Source organism: Streptomyces sp. Ag109_G2-15, assembly GCF_900215565.1.
GTDB classification, from domain to species: Bacteria; Actinomycetota; Actinomycetes; order Streptomycetales; family Streptomycetaceae; genus Streptomyces; species Streptomyces diastatochromogenes.
In genome coordinates this window covers 622020-637834 of the sequence record NZ_OCNI01000001.1, presented here as the reverse complement: position 1 = coordinate 637834, position 15815 = coordinate 622020, and the positions used below count along the sequence as shown (strand labels likewise).

General features: G+C 71.6%; 17 protein-coding genes. 11 read left to right on the top strand and 6 right to left on the bottom strand.

What is annotated here, in order from left to right; genetic code table 11:
- Nucleotides 1–12 precede the first annotated feature (12 nt).
- The 4 genes from CRP49_RS02600 to CRP49_RS02585 are packed head-to-tail and all read left to right on the top strand — an operon-like array spanning nucleotide 13 to nucleotide 2908.
- Nucleotides 13–426: a hypothetical protein gene (locus CRP49_RS02600; protein WP_097251980.1), complete on the top strand. Its 414-nt coding sequence runs from the start codon at nucleotides 13–15 to the stop codon at nucleotides 424–426.
- Nucleotide 427: 1 nt separating this feature from the next.
- Entirely contained in the window at nucleotides 428–1024 is a 597-nt protein-coding gene (locus CRP49_RS02595; RefSeq protein WP_094216408.1) for a DUF5998 family protein, read from the top strand.
- Nucleotides 1024–2214, top strand: a complete 1191-nt coding sequence (locus tag CRP49_RS02590; protein ID WP_097251979.1) for an alkaline phosphatase family protein — start codon at nucleotides 1024–1026, stop codon at nucleotides 2212–2214. The genes CRP49_RS02595 and CRP49_RS02590 overlap by 1 nt, the downstream gene beginning before the upstream one ends.
- 43 nt (nucleotides 2215–2257) lie before the next feature.
- A complete protein-coding gene (locus tag CRP49_RS02585; protein WP_094216406.1) occupies nucleotides 2258–2908 on the top strand; it encodes a thymidine kinase in 651 nt (216 codons plus the stop codon).
- A gap of 16 nt (nucleotides 2909–2924) precedes the next feature.
- On the opposite strand, the gene CRP49_RS02580 is transcribed toward CRP49_RS02585, so the two are convergent.
- Nucleotides 2925–3716 carry a VOC family protein gene (locus CRP49_RS02580; protein ID WP_097251978.1) on the bottom strand — a complete coding sequence of 264 codons (792 nt, stop codon included), beginning with the start codon at nucleotides 3714–3716 and terminating at the stop codon, nucleotides 2925–2927.
- A gap of 319 nt (nucleotides 3717–4035) precedes the next feature.
- On the opposite strand from CRP49_RS02580, the gene CRP49_RS02575 reads away from it, so the two are divergent.
- Nucleotides 4036–4887 (top strand): sulfurtransferase, encoded by an 852-nt coding sequence (locus CRP49_RS02575; protein ID WP_097251977.1) that lies wholly within the window; start codon nucleotides 4036–4038, stop codon nucleotides 4885–4887.
- A gap of 60 nt (nucleotides 4888–4947) precedes the next feature.
- On the opposite strand, the gene sepH is transcribed toward CRP49_RS02575, so the two are convergent.
- The 3 genes from sepH to CRP49_RS02560 all read right to left on the bottom strand — a co-directional run bounded on the left by sepH (nucleotide 4948) and on the right by CRP49_RS02560 (nucleotide 8991).
- Entirely contained in the window at nucleotides 4948–5988 is a 1041-nt protein-coding gene (gene sepH, locus CRP49_RS02570) for a septation protein SepH (protein WP_094216403.1), read from the bottom strand.
- A 485-nt stretch (nucleotides 5989–6473) separates the two neighbouring features.
- On the bottom strand, nucleotides 6474–7793 hold the full coding sequence (locus tag CRP49_RS02565) for a D-arabinono-1,4-lactone oxidase (RefSeq protein WP_097251976.1): 1320 nt from the start codon (nucleotides 7791–7793) through the stop codon (nucleotides 6474–6476).
- Nucleotides 7753–8991 (bottom strand): MFS transporter, encoded by a 1239-nt coding sequence (locus CRP49_RS02560; protein ID WP_097251975.1) that lies wholly within the window; start codon nucleotides 8989–8991, stop codon nucleotides 7753–7755. Before CRP49_RS02560 ends, CRP49_RS02565 begins: the two co-directional genes overlap by 41 nt.
- Nucleotides 8992–9162: 171 nt before the next feature.
- Between CRP49_RS02560 and CRP49_RS02555 the strand changes: the two genes are divergently transcribed.
- Both CRP49_RS02555 and CRP49_RS02550 read left to right on the top strand, forming a co-directional pair.
- A complete protein-coding gene (locus CRP49_RS02555; protein ID WP_097251974.1) occupies nucleotides 9163–10290 on the top strand; it encodes a ferrochelatase in 1128 nt (375 codons plus the stop codon).
- 8 nt (nucleotides 10291–10298) lie between these two features.
- A complete protein-coding gene (locus tag CRP49_RS02550) occupies nucleotides 10299–11114 on the top strand; it encodes an inositol monophosphatase family protein (RefSeq protein WP_097251973.1) in 816 nt (271 codons plus the stop codon).
- Between the two features lie 77 nt (nucleotides 11115–11191).
- Here CRP49_RS02550 and CRP49_RS46700 read toward each other — a convergent pair whose 3' ends face one another.
- Nucleotides 11192–11365 carry a hypothetical protein gene (locus CRP49_RS46700; RefSeq protein WP_167444141.1) on the bottom strand — a complete coding sequence of 58 codons (174 nt, stop codon included), beginning with the start codon at nucleotides 11363–11365 and terminating at the stop codon, nucleotides 11192–11194.
- Between the two features lie 413 nt (nucleotides 11366–11778).
- Between CRP49_RS46700 and CRP49_RS02545 the strand changes: the two genes are divergently transcribed.
- From CRP49_RS02545 to CRP49_RS02530, 4 genes are all read left to right on the top strand, one after another.
- Nucleotides 11779–12432, top strand: a complete 654-nt coding sequence (locus tag CRP49_RS02545; RefSeq protein WP_007387794.1) for a response regulator transcription factor — start codon at nucleotides 11779–11781, stop codon at nucleotides 12430–12432.
- A 6-nt stretch (nucleotides 12433–12438) separates the two neighbouring features.
- The gene (locus CRP49_RS02540; RefSeq protein WP_097251972.1) at nucleotides 12439–13683 is read left to right on the top strand and encodes a HAMP domain-containing sensor histidine kinase; all 1245 of its coding nucleotides are present in this window, start codon (nucleotides 12439–12441) and stop codon (nucleotides 13681–13683) included.
- A 393-nt stretch (nucleotides 13684–14076) separates the two neighbouring features.
- Nucleotides 14077–14373, top strand: coding sequence for a DUF4193 domain-containing protein (locus tag CRP49_RS02535; protein WP_037654155.1), 297 nt, complete (start codon nucleotides 14077–14079; stop codon nucleotides 14371–14373).
- A 13-nt stretch (nucleotides 14374–14386) separates the two neighbouring features.
- Complete coding sequence (locus CRP49_RS02530) at nucleotides 14387–15307, top strand: hypothetical protein (protein ID WP_179851477.1); 921 nt, start codon at nucleotides 14387–14389, stop codon at nucleotides 15305–15307.
- A gap of 15 nt (nucleotides 15308–15322) precedes the next feature.
- Here the strand turns inward: CRP49_RS02530 and CRP49_RS02525 are convergent, their stop codons facing one another.
- The gene (locus CRP49_RS02525; protein WP_097251971.1) at nucleotides 15323–15811 is read right to left on the bottom strand and encodes a DUF3093 domain-containing protein; all 489 of its coding nucleotides are present in this window, start codon (nucleotides 15809–15811) and stop codon (nucleotides 15323–15325) included.
- Between the last annotated feature and the right edge of the window lie 4 nt (nucleotides 15812–15815).

Sequence of the window (15815 nt, the reverse complement as noted above, 5' to 3'; positions counted from 1 at the left end):
AGGGGGGACCGGATGGAGATCGCCGGACGGGAACTGCCCGAGGGCAGCTGGTGGGACTGGGAAGTGATCGTCTGGGACGGCGGGCAGCTGCGGCTGGCCGCCGGGTACGACCTCACCTACCACCGCGGCCTGGAGCTGGTCTTCGTCGCGCCCGCCTTCGTGTCCTGCCCGCTCGCCTTCCAGGACCCCGTCTTCCGCGCCCCCACGGCCGAGGAGACCGCGCGTCTCGTGCGGGCCCTGGGCGAAGCACCGCCCCTCGTCGTCGCGTTCGAAGCGGACGCCGGCGGTCGCGAACCCGTCTCCTGTCTGGTCGGCGCCGAGCGGCTGGACATCCTGCCGGGGCTCGTCACACGGCACCCGCGCGCGGGTGCGAAGGCCGCCCCCGGTGCCCGCGACTGGCCCGGACCCCCCTTGCCCACGGATTAGGATGGACGCCATGGCCAAGACCAGTACGACGAACCAGGGGCTGCGCACGGCGATCGAGCGCAGCGGCTACTACCCGGCCCTCGTTTCCGAGGCGGTGGAGGCCGCTGTGGGCGGCGAGCCCGTCCGGTCGTACCTGGTCCACCAGGAGACCACCTTCGACCAGAACGAGGTGCGCCGGCACGTGACCGTCCTGGTCCTCACCGGCAACCGCTTCATCGTCAGCCACACCGACGAGCAGGCCGCCGACAGCACCTCCCCGACGCCGTACGCCACGACGTCCACGGAGTCCGTGAAGCTCGGCCGGATCTCGTCGGTCGTGGTCAGCCGGGTGGTCGCGAACCCGGAGCAGTACACACCGGGCACGCTGCCCCGCGAGGTCGTCCTGACCATCGGCTGGGGCGCGGTCAGCCGCATCGACCTGGAGCCCGCCGCCTGCGGCGATCCCAACTGCGAGGCCGACCACGGCTACACGGGCAACTCCACGGCGGACGATCTCAGCCTGCGCGTCAGCGAGGCAGGGGACGGCCCGGAGACGGTGCGCCAGGCGCTCGCCTTCGCGCAGGCCATCTCCGAGGCGACCGCGGACGTCACACGCTAATGGCCCTGCCTTCCCCCTGGGACCACCCGGAACCGCTCGCCCTGGACACCGCCCCGCTGCCCCAGTACGGCACCGGCTCCCTCGCCGACCTCCTGCCGACCCTGGCCGCCGGCCTCGGCGTCCCCGGTACGACCGCCACGATCACGGAGCTGACCCCGGCCGACCGGGTCTGTGTCTTCCTGATAGACGGGCTCGGCTGGGAGCAGCTGAGGGCGCACCCCGACGAGGCCCCGTTCCTCACCTCCCTGCTCGGCAGCTCGCGCGGCGGCACCGGACGCCCGCTCACCGCCGGCTACCCGGCGACCACCGCGACCTCCCTGGCCTCCGTCGGCACCGGCCTGCCCCCGGGCGCCCACGGCCTGCCCGGCTACACCGTCCGCAACCCGGCCACCGGCGAGCTGATGAACCAGCTCCGCTGGCAGCCGTACACCGACCCGCGCCCCTGGCAGCCGTACCCCACGGTCTTCCAGCTGGCCCACGAGGCCGGCGTGCACTCCGCCCAGGTGTCCTCGCCCGCCTTCGAGCACACCCCGCTGACCAAGATCGCGCTCAGCGGCGGCCGCTTCCACGGACGGCTGACCGGCGAGGACCGCATGGACCTCGCCGCCGAGCAACTGGCCGCCGGCGACCGCTCCCTGGTGTACACGTACTACGCCGAGCTGGACGGCGCCGGACACCGCTACGGGGTCGCCTCCGACACCTGGCGCGGACAGCTCATGTACGTCGACCGGCTCGCCCAGCGCCTCGCCGAGCAGCTGCCCCCGCGCAGCGCCCTGTACGTCACCGCCGACCACGGCATGGTCGACGTCCCCTTCGACGAGCAGCACCGCATCGACTTCGACGAGGACTGGGAGCTGCGCGCCGGAGTCGCCCTGCTCGGCGGGGAGGGGCGGGCGCGGCACGTCTACGCGGTGCCGGGCGCCGAGAACGACGTGCTGACCGTGTGGCGCGAGGTGCTCGGCGAGCAGTTCTGGGTGGCCTCGCGGGACGAGGCGATCGCGGCGGGCTGGTTCGGGCCGCAGGTGGACGACCGGGTGTACGCGCGCCTCGGGGACGTGGTCGCGGCGGCGCACGACGACGTGCTGATCATCGCCTCTGAGCGGGAGCCCAAGGAGTCGGCGCTGGTCGGCAACCACGGCTCGATGACCCCTGCCGAGCAGCTGGTCCCGCTGCTCGAAGTACGCTCCTGACACCTCCCTGCCCCGCCTCTTGCCGAAAGGTGCTCAACTCCTCATGCCCGAGCTGGTGTTCTTCTCCGGAACGATGGACTGCGGGAAGTCGACGCTGGCTCTGCAGATCGAGCACAACCGCTCCGCGCGCGGCCTCGTCGGCATGATCTTCACCCGGGACGACCGGGCGGGCGAGGGCAAGCTCTCCTCCCGGCTGGGCCTGGTCACCGACGCGGTGGAGGTCGAGGACGGCCAGGACCTGTACGCCTACCTCGTCGAGCACCTCTCGCAGGGCGGCCGCGCGGACTATGTGATCGCGGACGAGGCGCAGTTCCTCGCGCCCGAGCAGATCGACCAGCTCGCGCGTGTGGTGGACGACCTCGGCATGGACGTCTTCGCCTTCGGGATCACCACCGACTTCCGCTCCAAGCTCTTTCCGGGCTCCCAGCGGCTGGTGGAGCTGGCCGACCGCATAGAGGTGCTGCAGGTCGAGGCGCTGTGCTGGTGCGGCGCCCGCGCCACGCACAACGCCCGCACGATAGGCGGCGAGATGGTCGTGGAAGGCGCGCAGGTGGTCGTCGGCGACGTCAACCAGTCCGCGGGCGAGGTCGGCTACGAGGTGCTGTGCCGCCGTCACCACCGGCGCCGGATGACCGCCGCGTCGGCCCGCGCGGCGGCCCTGTCCCCGGACGTCCTGCCGGTGTCCGCGGTCTGAGGTCACCGCACACGGCTCAGCGCGGGCCCTGGACCACCGAGAAGATCGCTCCCTCCGGATCCGCCACCGTGGCGACCCGCCCGTGCTCGCTGTCGTGGGCCGGCCTGACCACCCGACCGCCCAGTTCGGTGACCTGCCGCAGCGTCTCGTCGGCGTCCGCCACCTCGAAGTACGTCAGCCAGTGCGGTCCCCGGTCCCGGGGCAGACCGTGCCCGATGCCGTGGATGCCGGCCACCGGGCGGCCCCCGATGTGCAGGGTCACGTAGTCGAAGTCGGCGGACACCACCGGCTCCTCCGCGTACCCGAACACGGTCTCGTAGAACTTGGTGACGCTCTCCGTCTCGAAGGTGAGCAGCTCGTTCCAGGCGGGGGTGCCGGGGACGCCGCTGAGCGCCGTGCCGAGGAGGGCGGACGCCTGCCAGATCCCGAACACCGCCCCGGCGGGGTCGGACGCGATGGCCATCCGCCCGGCCTCGGCCGCGTCCAGCGGTCCGACGGCCACCGTGCCGCCGCACAGCCGCACCATTTCGGCCGTGTGGTCCACGTCGTCCGAGGCGAGGTACGGCGTCCAGGCGACCGGCAGCCGGCGGTCCGGCGGCAGCTGGCCGATGCCCGCCACCTCGTGCCCGTCCAGCAGCGCCCGCACATAGGGGCCGAGCTGCTGCGGGCCCGGCCGGAACTCCCAGCCGAACAGCTCCCCGTAGAACTCCTCGGTCGTGGCCAGCCCGTGCACCATCAGGCTCACCCAGCAGGGCGTGCCCGGCGTGCGCCGCGCGTGCGGACCGGCCGACTCCCGTGCCTCGGTCATCGATCACTCTCTCCTCGGCCCCTCGCGGTGGCCGTGTCGCTTCCGCTCCCCGGAAGGGGGTGTGCCGCTGGCGCGCGCACGCCCATGCCTGGTACCCGCATCCTCCGGCGTGCCGCGTGCCGTGCGCGCCGACGCCCGGGCGGTACGTCTGGGAGGATGTCCGATCTGCCGTCTTAGGACGCTTCCTGACGATGGCCGACGGGTGTCCGTCAGCTGTACAGCGTGTGCCCGATCCCGTACGCCTCGTGATCGGACCTGTCCGGCGGGAGAGTAGCCGGACCTGGACGCCGCGGCCACCCCTGACGTAAGGATGGACGCCATGACAGCCATCATCACCGCAACCGAACTCGCCGCCGACCTGACCGGAGAGCGCCCGCCCGTCCTGCTGGACGTCCGCTGGCAGCTGACCGTGGCGAAGGCGGCGGGCGCCCCGGCCTTCGACGGCCGGGCCGAGTACGCGGCCGGGCACCTGCCCGGCGCGGTCTTCGTCGACCTGGACCGGGAGCTGGCCTCGGCCCCCGGATCACACGGTCGCCATCCGCTGCCCGACCTCGCGGAGTTCGGCGCGGCCATGCGCCGCGCGGGCGTGTCGGCAGGCCGGCCGGTCGTCGTCTATGACGGCGGACAGGGCTGGGCGGCCGCGCGCGCGTGGTGGCTGCTGCGCTGGACGGGTCACCCGGACGTGCGGGTCCTCGACGGCGGGTTGCCGGCCTGGCAGGGCCCGCTGTCGACGGACGTACCCGCCCCGGCGGAGGGCGACTTCGCACCGGCGCCGGACGCGGCCGGGCTGCTCGACGCGGACGGGGCCGCCGCCCTGGCCCGCTCGGGCGTGCTGCTCGACGCCCGCGCGGGGGAGCGGTACCGCGGTGAGGTGGAGCCGATCGACCGGGTCGGCGGGCACATCCCCGGTGCGGTGTCGGCGCCGACGAACGAGAACGTGGGCCCGGACGGCCGCTTCCTGCCCGCGGCGGACCTGCGGGACCGCTTCAAGGCCCTGGGCGTGTCCGAGGAGGCGCCGGTGGGCGCCTACTGCGGCTCGGGCGTCTCGGGCGCGCACGAGGTGCTGGCACTCGCGGTCGCGGGCATCCCGGCGGCGCTGTACGTCGGCTCCTGGTCGGAGTGGTCCTCGGACCCGTCCCGTCCGGTCGCGGTGGGGCCGGACCCGCAGTAGGCAGCGCGAAAAGTGGGGGCACGCGCGCGTGCCCCCACTTCATACGGCCGTACGGCCGGTTTACTCCTGCTTCTTGCGCCGGGTCCCGAACACGATCTCGTCCCAGCTCGGGACCGCTGCGCGGCGGCCGGGGCGGACGCCGTCGGCCTCGGCCTGGCGGTCGGTCGCGCCAGTGAGCCGGTCGCGGTGGCTGCCCACCGAGCGCGGCATGAGGACGTCCGCGTAGGCGGAGCCGGCCGAGGCGGCGGGCGCCGGGGGCTCCTCCGCCGCGGGCTCCTCGGGTGGCTCCTCCGGGGACTCCGTGAGCCGTTCCGGGACCACCAGGTCGCCCCGGAAGCTCGGCACCGCCTCCAACAGGCTGGTGAGCGAGTCGCGTTCGCCCGTGCTCTCCTCGGCGGGCTCGGACGACTGCGCCGGCAGGCTCGGCCGCTCCCGGTCCCCGCGGTCGAGGGCGCGGTCCATCGAACGCTCGCGCGGCAGCCGGGCGATGCGCGGGACGAACGGGAAACTCGGTTCCGGTACGGCGAGGTCGTCGGACTCGCCGATCAGCGAGCGCGCCTCGTCGTCCACGGCCTGGACGAGCCGCCGGGGCGGGTCGTAGGTCCAGCTCGCCGAGTGCGGTTCGCCCGCTACCAGGTAGACGAGAAGGACCTCCCAGGTGCCGTCGTCGCGGCGCCAGGAGTCCCACTGCACGGTGTCCTTCTCGGCACCGCGCAGCAGCAGCCGCTCCTGGACGGCCTCGCCGAGCAGCGGACCGGAGTTCTCGCCGGGGCGCCGGACCGGGGTCTTGCGGGCCCGCTCGGCCATGAAGGCGCGCTCGGCCAGCACCGGACCCTCGAAGCGCCGCACCCGGTCGACGGGGATGCCGGCGAGCTGTGCCACCTCTTCCGCGGTGGCACCCGCACGTATACGGGCCTGGATGTCTCGGGGGCGGAGATGGCTCTCCACCTCGATCTCGATCTGGCCGAGGCGGGGCCGGTCGCCCCGCACGGCGGCGCGCAGGCGTTCGTCGATCGGAAGCGTGTACTCCGTAGAGTCGGCAGCCTTGAGCACCAGCCGTGTGCCGTCATTCGAGACGGCCACGACACGCAGTTCGGGCATGGGGACCTCCCGGGTGGTGCCTGCCGACGTCACGTGCGTCGCTGCTTCCGCTAGTCGAGTGTGGCCTGCCCGGGTGCAGCCTGCCACAACCTTGCCGAGTTGCCCGGCGTGTCGGGCATGGGCCCTGGGTCGCCGTTATGGCACGGTTACCTATTCGCAACGCTAAGTGACGAACTTCATCACCCTGTGCAACTAGCCCCCTCCCAGCGGTCCTGCGAGGCCGCGGACACCCTGGTGGGAAACCGGACCCAGGGCTCGCAACAGTACTCCATTTGGACCATGTGCGTGGATGGGCGCGCCGCCCAACTTCTCGCAAGGGATGCGACTTGGCCGTGCGCGACCGGGTTTGGCGATCACGAACGTGGCGAACTTCACGCAATCCCCAGAAACGGAACTAATGGTTTCGTCCGTGCGTCCCTTTCCCGTACAGCCGTGCGCACCGGCGGCGGCCGTGGCCGCCGAACCGGCTTCGTACTTGGGAGTGCCTACGCCCCCAGAACCCTCCGCAAGTAGTCGTTCTGGAACAGGCGTTCCGGGTCGAGGCGGTCCCGCAGCGCCGTGAACTCGCCGAAGCGCGGGTACGCCTCGGCGAAGTACTCCGCGTCCCGTGTGTGCACCTTGCCCCAGTGCGGCCGGCCCTCGTGCGCCGTGAAGATGCGCTCGGCGGCGGTGAAGTAGGCCTGGTACGGCGTGCCCCGGAACATGTGGACGGCGATGTACGCGCTGTCCCGGCCGGAGGCGGTGGACAGGGTGATGTCGTCGGCCGGGGCGGTGCGCACCTCGACCGGGAAGCTGATGCGCAGACCGGAGCGGTCGACCATGGCCTTCAGTTCGCGCAGCGTCTCGGTCAGGGCCGCGCGCGGGACGGCGTACTCCATCTCCACGAAGCGCACCCGGCGCGGCGAGGTGAAGACCTTGTAGGGGATGTCGGTGTACGTCCGCGCGGACAGGGCCTTGCTGGAGATCCGGGCGATCCCCGGGATGGTCGCGGGCGCGGCGCGTCCGACCCACTGGGCCACCTGGAAGACGCCGTTGGAGAGGAACTCGTCCTCGAACCACCCGGCCAGCTGCCCCACCGGCTGCTCGGGGCCCGCGCTGCGGTTGTTGCGCTTGGTGTTGGTGTTGCCGGTGTGCGGGAACCAGTAGAACTCGAAGTGCTCGTTCTCGGCCCACAGTTGGTCGAACTCGGCCAGCACCCGCTCGAAGGGCATCGGCTCCTCGCGCGCGGTGAGCAGGAAGAGCGGCTCCACGGCGAAGGTGATCGCGGTGACGATGCCGAGTGCGCCAAGGCCTATTCGGGCGGCCGCGAAGACCTCCGGGTTCTCCTTCTCGGAGCAGCTGAGCACCGAGCCGTCCGCAGTGACGAGTTCGAGTGCCTTGATCTGGGCGGCGATCGAGGCCGACTCCCGGCCGGTGCCGTGGGTGCCGGTGCTGGTCGCCCCGGAGACGGTCTGCTCCATGATGTCGCCCATGTTCGTGAGCGAGAGGCCCTCGCGCGCGAGGGCCGCATTGAGTCTCTTGAGTGGAGTGCCCGCCTCGACCGTGACGGTCATGGCATCCCGGTCGATGTTGCGGATGCCGGTCAACAGTTGAGGGCGGATCAACACACCGTCGGTGGCGGCGATGGAGGTGAAGGAGTGCCCGGTGCCGACCGCCTTCACCTTCAGGCCGTCCTCCGCGGCCTTGCGCACGGCCGCGGCCAGTTCGTCCACCGAGGCCGGCTCGACCTGCCGGGCGGGGCGGGCGGCGACATTGCCGCCCCAGTTACGCCAGGTGCCGTTCTTCGCGCTCGCTGTGGTGCTCAACGGTGCCTCCCCGACCCGCGGCCGGCCTGCGGAGCCGGCGGTACCCGAGGAAACCGACCGCGACCGCGACGGCTCCGGACACGGCCGGAACCCCGTACCCGGCACGCGCGCCGGCTGCGTCGATCACCCAGCCGGCCACGGAGGAGCCGAGCGCGACGCCGACCGCGAGGCCGGTGCTCACCCAGGTCATGCCTTCGGTGAGCTTCGCGCGAGGTACGTGCTCTTCGATGAGGGACATCGTCGTGATCATCGTCGGTGCGATGGACAGCCCCGCAACGAACAGCGCAGCGGCCAGAAGCGGCAAGTTTCCGACCAGTAGGAGGGGGATCATACTCACGGCCATCGCCCCCACGCCCAGCAACCAGCGACGTTCCGGCGCTCCCGAGAACCGCAGCAGTCCGAAGACGGCGCCCGCGACGCAGGAACCGGCCGCGTACAGCGCCAGCACCACACTCGCCGCCGCCTTGTGGCCGCGCTCGTCGGCGAAGGCGACGGTGACCACGTCGACCGACCCGAAGATCGTCCCCGTCGCCGCGAAGGTCGCCACCAGGACCTGGAGCCCGGCCGAGCGCAGCGCGCTGCCGCCGCCGTGCCGCTCACGCGGGTGCGGCTCCGGCTCGGTGGCGCGCTGGGCGGTCAGCCAGAAGACGCCGACGGCCAGGAAGCAGGCCGCCAGCAGGGGGCCCGCCTCCGGGAACCAGGCCGTGGACAGGCCGATGGAGATGATCGGCCCGAAGATGAAGCACACCTCGTCCACCACCGACTCGAACGAGTACGCGGTGTGCAGCTTCGGCGTGCCCCGGTACAGGGCCGCCCAGCGGGCCCGGATCATCGCGCCCAGGCTCGGCACCGTGCCGATGCCGGCCGCGCAGACGAACAGCGTCCAGTCCGGCCACTTGAGATGTGCGGCGAGCAGCAGGCCGGCGGCCGCCAGGAGCGTGACCAGGGTCGCGGGGCGCAGCACCCGGCGCTGGCCGTGCCGGTCCACCAGCCGGGATATCTGCGGCCCGACCGCGGCGGCGGACAGGGCGATGGTGGCCGACAGCGCGCCCGCGAGGCCGTAGCGCCCGGTGAGCTGGGAGATCATGGTGACCACGCCGATGCCCATCATCGACAGTGGCATCCGGCCGAGGAAGCCCGCGGCGGAGAAGCTCTTGGTGCCGGGCTCGGCGAACAGGGCGCGGTAGGGGCTGGGCACGTGGTCTCCGGGGCGGTCGGTAAGGCGCGAATGCGGCTGATACAGATTACGAGTTAGGTGACCCTAATTGCACCAGGAATCACAGCCGGAAATAACGGACTAAACCGTCTGGAACTCGACTCTTCACCCTGCTGTTGCCCGGCTGTCAGAGCCGGGTGGCAGGATCGAGTCATGCCAGACGCGCTCGATGCCACCCCCTACGACGCCCTGCTCCTGCTCTCGTTCGGCGGCCCCGAAGGCCCCGACGACGTGGTCCCGTTCCTGGAGAACGTCACGCGTGGGCGTGGCATCCCCAAGGAACGCCTCAAGGAAGTCGGGCAGCACTACTTCCTGTTCGGCGGGGTCAGCCCGATCAACGACCAGAACCGCGCCCTGCTGGACGCCCTGCGCAAGGACTTCGCCGAGCACGCCCTGGACCTGCCGGTCTACTGGGGCAACCGCAACTGGGCGCCGTATCTGACGGACACCCTGCGGGAGATGGTCGCCGACGGCCGGCGCCGCATCCTGGTGCTCGCCACCAGCGCCTACGCCTCCTACTCCGGCTGCCGCCAGTACCGCGAGAACCTCGCCGACGCGCTGGCGGCCCTGGAGGCCGAGGGCCTCGAACTGCCGAAGATCGACAAGCTGCGGCACTACTTCAACCACCCCGGCTTCGTCGAGCCCATGGTCGACGGGGTGCTGCGCTCCCTGGTCGACCTCCCCGAGGACGTCCGCGACGGCGCCCACATCGCCTTCACCACCCACTCCATCCCGACCGCCGCGGCCGACACCTCCGGCCCCGTCGAGGCCCACGGCGAGGGCGGCGCGTACGTCGAGCAGCACCTGGACGTGGCCCAGCTGATCGCCGACGCGGTCCGCGAGCGCACCGGCGTCGACCACCCCTGGCGGCTCGTCTACCAGTCCCGCTCCGGCGCCCCGCACATCCCCTGGCTGGAGCCGGACATCTGCGACCACCTCGAGGAGCGGCACGCCGCCGGCGCCCCGGCCGTCGTCATGGCGCCCATCGGCTTCGTCTCGGACCACATGGAGGTCCTCTACGACCTCGACACCGAGGCCACGGCCAAGGCCGAGGAGCTGGGCCTGCCGGTGCGCCGCTCGGCCACCGTGGGCGCCGACCCGAGGTTCGCCGCGGCGATCCGCGACCTGATCCTGGAGCGGGCCGCAGTGGAGCTCGGACAGGAGGTCACCCCCTGCGCCCTGGGCGCGCTCGGCGCGAGCCACAACCTCTGCCCGATCGGCTGCTGCCCGTCCCGCGCCCCCCGCCCGGCCGCCGCGGGCGCCGATAGCCCTTACGCGTAAGGAGACCCGTGACCGACCCCCTGCACAGGGAACTGCTCGACCTGGCCCAGGAGGCCGCCCGCCGCGCCGGCGAGCTGCTGCGGGACGGCCGCCCCGCCGATCTGGCGGTGGCCAGGACCAAGTCGAGCCCGATCGACGTCGTCACCGAGATGGACATCGCCGCGGAGAAGCTGATCACCGATCTGATCTCCGGCCGGCGCCCGGGTGACGGCTTCCTCGGCGAGGAGGGCGCCGACACCGAGGGCACGAGCGGCATCCGCTGGGTGATCGACCCGCTCGACGGCACCGTCAACTACCTGTACGGGCTGCCGACCTGGGCCGTGTCCATCGCGGCCGAGCAGGACGGCGAGACCGTCGTCGGGGTCGTCGCGGCGCCGATGCGCGGCGAGACGTACCAGGCGGTACGCGGCGGCGGTGCCTGGGCCACGGGCGCGTGGGAGGGCGAGCGGGCGCTGTCCTGCCGCCCCGCGCCCCCGCTGGACCAGGCGCTGGTCTCCACGGGCTTCAACTACGTCGCCGAGGTCCGCGCCCACCAGGCCGAGGTGGCCGGCCGGCTCATCCCGCTGCTGCGGGACATCCGGCGCAGCGGGTCGGCCGCGGTCGACCTGTGCGACGTGGCCTGCGGCCGGCTGGACGGGTACTACGAGCGGGGACTCAACGCCTGGGACTTCGCCGCCGGGGACCTGATCGCGCGGGAGGCGGGCGCCCTGACCGGTGGACGGCCGGGAGAGGGCCCGGCACGCGATCTGACGATCGCCGGTACCCCCGGGGTCTTCGAGCCGCTCCAGCGGCTGCTGGAGGACTTCGGGGCGTGGCACGACTAGGTCCTACGTAGGGCGGACATGGACGGAACCCCCGGCGCTGGATTCGCCGGGGGTTCCGCTGTCGTGCTTCGGGCCGATCAGACGCGTGACGCGCTGACCTCCACACCGTGTTCGGCGGCCAGGCGGCGCAGGTCGTCGAGCTCTCCCTGCTCCACCTCGGCGAGGAAGTCGTCGCCCTCGTCACGAGCCCGCGACAGGTCGGACTCGGTCGCCTTTATGCGCTGCAGAAGTCCTGCGGTGAATGCGTCCATGCTGCGCCCCCTCGTCCTGGGTCGTGGGTCGGTGGCACGGGGGTGTGCCGTTCGGAAGGGGCGATCACGTCTCTCGCGGGTGCCCAGCGCTGCCCTGCTGGGCGGCGACGGTGCCGGACACCCACGCCCGCTCTGCGGAAGCGGATCGCGACGTACCGCATGGTGTTGCGGCACATGCAGAGCGTGATCGCGGGGTGTAAAGCCGTCCTCCCCCCGCGCCCTTCCGTGGAAACCTCAACCGCCCGAGAAAATCCCGCATTCCCGCCCCAGGAGGCGGATCTCTGCGGCCGGGACCCCGCCTTACAGCCGACTTATGGCCGAAAAGGGCAGGATGGAGGTCACATCCCACGGACACCCCTGCCCGCGCGCGCTCACGGAGCGCTACGCGGGTGGACACAGGAAGGACAAGCGACGTGCGCGTACTCGTCGTCGAGGACGAGCAGCTGCTCGCCGATGCGGTGGCCACCGGACTGCGCCGGGAGGCCATGGCCGTCGACGTCGTGTACGACGGTGCGGCCGCCCTGGAGCGCATCGGCGTCAACGACTACGACGTGGTCGTCCTCGACCGCGACCTCCCGCTCGTGCACGGCGACGACGTCTGCCGCAGGATCGTGGAGCTGGGCATGCCCACGCGCGTACTCATGCTCACCGCCTCCGGTGATGTCAGCGACCGCGTCGAGGGCCTGGAGATCGGCGCCGACGACTATCTCCCCAAGCCGTTCGCGTTCAGTGAGCTGATCGCGCGCGTGCGTGCCCTCGGACGCCGTACGAGCGTGCCCCTGCCCCCGGTCCTGGAGCGCGCCGGCATCAAGCTCGACCCCAACCGCCGCGAGGTCTTCCGCGACGGCAAGGAGGTCCAGCTCGCGCCCAAGGAGTTCGCGGTGCTGGAGGTGCTGATGCGCAGCGAGGGCGCGGTCGTCTCGGCCGAGCAGCTGCTGGAGAAGGCCTGGGACGAGAACACCGACCCGTTCACCAACGTGGTGCGCGTGACGGTCATGACGCTGCGCCGCAAGCTCGGCGAGCCGCCCGTGATCGTCACCGTGCCCGGCTCCGGCTACCGGATCTGATCCGCCGTGGCCACGACACCCGCGCCGCCCCAGGCGCCCCCGAAACCCACCTGGGACCCCCGGCGGCCGCAGCCCCCCTTCCCGTGGCTGCGCCCGACCATCCGGATACGGCTCACGCTGCTGTACGGCGGCATGTTCCTGATCGCCGGCATCCTGCTGCTGTCGATCATCTATCTGCTGGCCGCGCAGGCGATCAACACGGGCAACCAGCCGCTGTTCAAGATCGTCGGCTTCAACAGCCTGAACGTCGCCAGCCCCAGCTGCCACGCGATCACCAACGGCCTGTCGCTGCAGGCCTTCAACGACGCGGTCCGCGAGTGCATGGACAGCCAGCGCCAGGCGGCCCTGGACGACCTGCTCAGCCGCTCGCTGCTGGCCCTGCTGGGCCTCGCCGTGATCGCCTTCGCCTTCGGCTACGCGATGGCGGGCCGCGTGCTGTCCCCGCTCGGCCGGATCACCCGCACCGCCCGTCAGGTGGCCGGTTCCGACCTGTCCCGCCGGATCGAGCTGGACGGCCCGGACGACGAGCTGAAGGAGCTGGCCGACACCTTCGACGACATGCTGGAGCGCCTCCAGCGGGCCTTCACCGCCCAGCAGCGCTTCGTCGGCAACGCCTCCCACGAGCTGCGCACACCGCTCGCGATCAACCGCACGCTCCTGGAAGTGCACCTGTCCGATCCGAACGCCCCGGTGGAGCTGCAGCAGCTCGGCAAGACGCTGCTGGCCACCAACGAGCGCAGCGAGCAGCTGGTGGAGGGCCTGCTGCTGCTCGCACGCAGCGACAACCAGATCGTCGAGCGCAAACCGGTCGACCTGGCCGAGGTGGCCAGCCAGGCCATCGACCAGGTGCACGCCGAGGCGGAGGCCAAGGGCGTCAAGATCCGCGGCGAGCGCAGACCAGCCGTGGTGCAGGGCAACGGTGTGCTGCTGGAGCGGATCGCGCTGAACCTCGTACAGAACGCCGTGCGCTACAACATGGCCGAGAACGGCTGGGTCGAGGTCACCACGGAGGTGGAGCACGGGCAGGCGGTGCTGACCGTCTCGAACACCGGGCCGGTCGTGCCGGCGTACGAGGTCGACAACCTCTTCGAGCCCTTCAGACGGCTCCGTACGGAGCGCACGGGCAGTGACAAGGGTGTGGGCCTCGGCCTGTCCATCGTCCGGTCAGTGGCCCGCGCGCACGGCGGCCACATCGTGGCACAGCCCCGCGAGGGCGGCGGTCTGGTGATGCGCGTCACCATGCCGCTGTGACGAAGATCCGACACACGCGGAGGATGTTCGCTTTGCGCGGAATTTTCCGGGCGCTCGAACGGGTTTACCCTGTGTGATCGATCACATGGGCGGATTTCCGGCCATGTACTCTCTGTGATCATGACAGGAGTCGTAAAGCCGGGAAAATCCTGGTTTTCAGGGCACTTGATCACGGGAAGTACACGGTGAGGCGCCTTTGAGGTGCGGCATTCGAACCGTGTACGGTCCTCACCGCCATCCAAGCCGATCACTCTCGAGGGATCGGATTGGGTGTCGATTGAGTAACAGACCTTGATGTGAGGCAAAATCTCCGCCTCAGGTCGGGCACAAGTCCGGCCTCTCACGCGTTACGTGCGCTGGAGACACCGCAGACACCCAGAGGGGGAGAGCGACATGGCAACCGATTACGACACACCACGTAAGACCGACGACGACGTCGATTCCGACAGCCTCGAAGAGCTGAAGGCCCGCCGGAACGACAAGACCACCTCCGCGGTGGACGTCGACGAGTTCGAGGCCGCAGAGGGCCTCGAGCTGCCGGGCGCCGACCTCTCGAACGAGGAGCTGGCCGTCCGTGTGCTGCCCAAGCAGCAGGACGAGTTCACCTGCATGAGCTGCTTCCTGGTGCACCACCGCAGCCAGCTGGCCCGGGAGAAGAACGGTCAGCCGATCTGCCGCGACTGCGACTGAGGACGGGTCGGCCGTGACTGGCTCGACCCCTCCACGGAAGCGCCGCTTCCCCCTGCCGGGAGCGGACAAGGGGCCGCACGACGGCCCGCACGGCGCGCGTGACGGCGAGCGGGGCTCACCCGACGTGGGAGCCTCGCTCGAACCGGCGTCGGGCCCAGAAGGCCTGCCGACGCCGGTGCGGCGGCCCGCGCCCGTCGCCAGGCGACGGGCCGCGGTGATCCGTGACAGGGCCCGGGATCTGGCCCGGGAAGGCGCCCGTATGGGCGGCAGCCGCGCGCGGGCGGGGCTGGCGTACCTCACGGACCGGATCATCGAGATCGCCCCGCGTATCCCCGTACGCGACCTCGCGACCCTGCGCAGGCAGTTCCCGGGTCTCGGACCCGAGGAGATCGCCGACAAGCTCGTGGCGGGCGCGGCCGGCGCGACCTCGACGGTCGGGGCCGGGATCGGGGCGGCGGCGATGCTGCCGGTGCCGCCTGCCATGCCGACCGAGCTGGCCGCGGAGATCACCGGGGTCGCGGCGATCGAGCTGAAGCTGATCGCCGAGCTGCACGAGGTGTACGGCCTGCGACCGCCGGGGAACCTGATGGCCCGCAGTACCGCGTATCTGTCCTCCTGGTCAGGAGAGCGCGGGATCGACGTGATGAAGCCGTCGACGATCAACTCGGCCCTCGGGGGCCAGATGAAACGCGAGCTGCGTCAGCAGATCATGAAGCGCATGGTCCGGGACCTGCCCAACCTCATGCCGTTCATGGTGGGCGCGGCGGTGGGGGCGGTCATGAACCGCCGGGACACCAGAAAGCTCGCCGCGCGGATCCGGTCGGACCTGCGGAAGATCCAGGTGCCGTGGGACGCGCTGCCGGAGCTGCCGCCGCTGGAGAAGCCCGCGAAGCCCCTGAAACTGGCCGAGCCTCCCGAGGAGTGGGGGGACTGACGTCCCCGCACCTGGTTATGCCTGCTGGTCCTTGGCCTGGTCCTTGGCCTGGTGCTTCGCTGCCTCGATGGCCGCCGCCAGCCGTTCCGGCTCGCGCGTCGACAGGTACAGGTACGGCGTCGGGTCCTCCGGGTCCGTGACCTGCACCCGCAGGGCCCTGGGGATGTAGGCGCGCAGCAGCAGGAACGCGCGGGTGTCGGCCTTGTACGTGCGCCAGGCGCGGGCCTCCTCCGGGTCCAGGATCTCCGCGTCGCCGAGCGCCGAGACCGGGATCTTCGCCTCGCCCGCGATCAGGGAACCGCCCACGACGCGGATGCGCAGGGAGCCGTAGGCGCTGGCCACCACCGCGGCCGCGGCCGTACCGCCGACCAGGCCGCCGAGCAGCGGCAGGGTGCCGAACGGGAGCAGGATCAGGGCGAACGAGACGCCCACGAGGAAGCTGATCAGCCACCACGAGCGGGGGGCGGTGAGGCGTTCTTCGTAGGGGGTGGCGGAGAGCTGCATGGGG